Source organism: Herbaspirillum sp. B65 (assembly GCF_000333555.1).
Lineage (GTDB): Bacteria > Pseudomonadota > Gammaproteobacteria > Burkholderiales > Burkholderiaceae_D > Herbaspirillum > Herbaspirillum rubrisubalbicans.
The window spans coordinates 1-2,960 of record NZ_BADI01000001.1 but is presented as its reverse complement, the minus strand read 5'-3'; the positions used below and the strand labels follow the sequence as shown (position 1 = coordinate 2,960).

2 protein-coding genes and 2 pseudogenes are annotated in these 2,960 nt (G+C 53.2%); 2 read left to right on the top strand and 2 right to left on the bottom strand.

From position 1 onward, the window contains the following. Positions 1-1,304: type I restriction-modification system subunit M (locus I5W_RS00010; protein ID WP_044527707.1), on the bottom strand; the 1,304-nt coding region annotated here is incomplete at its 3' end. Positions 1,305-1,794: 490 nt separating this feature from the next. Between I5W_RS00010 and I5W_RS34110 the strand changes: the two are divergent. After that, positions 1,795-2,049, top strand: a pseudogene (locus tag I5W_RS34110) (hypothetical protein); the annotation flags it as partial. Positions 2,050-2,377: 328 nt separating this feature from the next. Here I5W_RS34110 and I5W_RS30745 read toward each other — a convergent pair. Beyond that, positions 2,378-2,530: a flavin reductase family protein gene (locus I5W_RS30745; protein ID WP_252716826.1), complete on the bottom strand. Its 153-nt coding sequence runs from the start codon at positions 2,528-2,530 to the stop codon at positions 2,378-2,380. On the opposite strand from I5W_RS30745, the pseudogene I5W_RS00005 reads away from it, so the two are divergent. Continuing rightward, positions 2,530-2,960: pseudogene (locus tag I5W_RS00005) on the top strand (acyl-CoA dehydrogenase family protein); the annotation flags it as partial. The gene I5W_RS30745 and the pseudogene I5W_RS00005 sit on opposite strands and share 1 nt — an antisense overlap.

Genomic DNA, 2,960 nt, shown 5'->3' with positions numbered 1-2,960 from the left:
TCATCAGACAAGCGCTTACGCTTGCTGCCCAGCGACTTCTGCATCGGGGGATGCATGCCAGTGGCGTCAATCAGTTGAACCAGATTCTTACGGTCAGCAGCCTTGTTGTTGCTCAGGACCCAGATGTATGTACCGATGCCCGTGTTGTAGAACAGGTCGTTCGGCAGGGCCACGATGGCCTCGAGCCAATCGTTCTCTAGAATCCAGCGACGGATTTCGCTCTCACCAGAACCAGCGCCACCATTGAACAAAGGACTACCGGACAGCACAATGCCGATACGGGTGCCGTTACTATTGGCATCGACGGGCTTGCGCTTAGACAGCAAGTGCATCAGGAACAGCAACGAACCATCACCGACACGCGGCAGACCTGGGCCAAAGCGGCCACCATAGCCGTCATTGATGTGTTCTGCCTGGACATCCTTCTGAACCTTTTCCCACTTCACGCCGAAGGGTGGGTTAGCCAGGCAATAGTCAAACTTCTCGTTACGCAGTTGGTCGTTGCTGAGCGTGTTGCCCAGCTTGATGTTCTTTGTGTCGTAGCCTTGAATCAGCTTGTCAGCAACGCAGATGGCGTAGGTCTCGGGATTCAATTCCTGGGCGTAGGGAATGATTTTGGCGTTCGGATTCCACTCCTTTACCTGCTCCATTGCAGTCGACAAGAATCCACCGGTGCCCGCAGCACAGTCGTAGGCGGTACGGATAACGCCTTCGCCAGTAAGCGCATCGTGGTCTGTGGAAAAGACCAGTGTCGTGGCCAGACGCACCACATCACGCGGCGTGAAGAACTCACCCGCCGTGTCATTGGCCGACTCGGCAAACTTACGAATCAAGTGCTCGAAAACCAGACCCATCTCGTGGTTGGAGATAGCGGAGGGGTGCAGGTTGATAGTCGAAAATTTCTGGGCGACCAGGAACAGCAAGTTGGCCTTCTCTAACTTCTCCAACCATTTGGCAAATTCGAAGTGCTCGAAAACCTGACGTGCGTTCGAGGAAAACTTCGACACATAGTCTTCAAGGTTGGCGCGAGTACTGGTTGAGCCCAGCGTCGCCAGTGTGAATTGAGAGACGTTGTAGAAAGTTGCACCTGCCTTCGCCGGCAGCAACAGGTCGAGGTCGATACTTGAGCCCTTGACTGACTCGTACTGGGCCAGAACATCCTTCTTCGTAGGTTCAAGCACACATTCAAGGCGACGCAATACAGCAAACGGCAAGATGACACGGCCAAACTCGGACTGCTTAAAATCCCCGCGCAGGGTGTCGGCTACATTCCAGATTTCCGCTGCTAGGTTCTGCTGATTCATGAATCTACTTCCCACCTGATAGTTGTTTTACTCATAGGTAGTGTCGGGCACTACCTGAAATTCGTTTAGCGATGAGGCCTTTATTCCAATCTAAGCTCAAAGGAGAAGCCCCAACCTCTCCTTTACCCGACTGGATAGCCCTGGTTGCAATATTCTTGTGTCAAGAATCAGAGCACGCCGGCAAGCCTCCCCTTCTAGGCTCCTATAGATGCGCAAAAAATCTTCCTTGACTACTGTCCTGGGAGGATTAGCCTGTGCGCCTTTAGGCTCGGCAAAGGGCTGCGCGCTCATATTACGTTGCAAAGAAAATAACGCACGGCGGCTGAGGTGTAAATGCCAGAATGCAACTTTACGCGAACTTTTTTGAACTTCCCTGGTGTACGGCGAACGGTAAAAATGACCAAGTCGGTAATTGCTTGTTATCAAATAGCAATTTGATAACCACTAACACTAGCGTTGTCGCGGAAAAACCTCCTGGAGATGCGATTCTTTCAACACTTTGTACCATATAGTGTTGAGTTGCATCGAGATGCTCTACAACCCGAAACGTAGCTATTCCTATCGCGGCAACGCTTCTCCGGTACAGTTCGAACAGCAGTATTTAACCGGCTGGAAAGTGTCTAATGCCGGGGCGATTCAAACTATGCATTTCATTGGCACTCACAAACCGAGCAAAGTATGTCAAAGGTCGATAGTGAACTCTTTCGATTGCGCGCTGAAAACGAGATGCTCCGAGCACTCATAGTCAAGCACGGAATTTCAATTCCGCAGCTAAATACACTTCACCCAACTAACAACACCAAGTCAACCGTACCGAGCCTGTTATCTCCTGAAGCGAAGATCAAGCTTTTCCGACGTCTTTTTCAGGGCAGAGACGATGTCTACCCTATCCGCTGTGCGCTGGCCGCGATGGCAGTGGCGCCAGGGGAGGCCTGTTCTTCAACGATCATGATGTCTTCTCCAATGCCTTAGAAAGAGGGAATGAACCAAAGGAAACAAAACAAACGCAGGGATGCGACCACACCGGATGCGAGACAGGACATCCGATCCGATTCGCCCCGACAAACCCGTGTTCAGCGATAACCGGCGTTGCAATACAGCAGTGGACGGATCTCGTCGGCGGTCGCGGCCGGCTCGGCCTGGATCACGTCGATCACATTGCCGATCACGATCAGGTGCGAGCCATAGGGAAAGACCGCCGTCTTGCCGCACACCATATTGGCCATTTTCCGAGCCAGGCGCCGGTTCCGATCTGGCCTCGCTGCGTACCAGTGCCGTGCGCGATGGCGATCACTATATCGTCAATGGCCAGAAGATCTGGACCAGCTTTGGTAGCCACGGCCAATGGAACTTCGTGCTGGTGCGTACCGATGCGCACGCCAAGCCGCAGAAAGGGATTTCCTTCCTGTTGCTCGACATGAATACGCCGGGTGTCACCGTGCGGCCGATCGCCAGTCTGGATGGCTGTTCGCACCTGGCTGAGGTGTTTTACGACAACGTACGGGTTCCGGCGGAAAACGTGATCGGGGAAAGTGACCATGGCTGGGGGTACACCAAGTTCCTGCTTGTTTATGAACGCGCCTTCCTCGCGCCGAAGCGCCGGCTCTGAAGCGCTACCTTGGCAAGATCCGCAATTACGCCATGCCCGAACGTGAA

Excerpts from the sequence above, each read along its gene's own strand:
- I5W_RS30745 (WP_252716826.1), bottom strand. The coding sequence starts at position 2,530 with ATGGCCAATATGGTGTGCGGCAAGACGGCGGTCTTTCCCTATGGCTCG.